The 260-nt window shown below is 55.0% G+C and carries 1 pseudogene; it reads left to right on the forward strand.

Annotation, left to right across the window (positions count from 1 at the left end):
* Positions 1-260: pseudogene (locus RZO55_RS01470) on the forward strand (collagen-like protein); the annotation flags it as partial.

The following is a 260-nucleotide window of genomic DNA, read 5'->3' on the forward strand; positions in this document are numbered from 1 at the left end:
CACCGGGCCGACTGGGCCTACCGGTTTAACTGGTGACACCGGGCCGACTGGGCCTACCGGTCTAACTGGCGACACCGGGCCTACTGGGCCTACCGGTTTAACTGGCGACACCGGACCGACTGGACCGGCCGGTACCGCTGGATTATCAGAATATGCTTATATCTACAACCTGGATGCTCAAGTGGTTGCTTTAGAGGCAGATATACTGTTTAGTACAAATGGCATTATCGTCGGTACCATTACACATGCACCCGGAACAT

The sequence above is a fragment of the Clostridium boliviensis genome, from assembly GCF_033342255.1.
Lineage (GTDB): Bacteria > Bacillota > Clostridia > Lachnospirales > Lachnospiraceae > Lacrimispora > Lacrimispora boliviensis.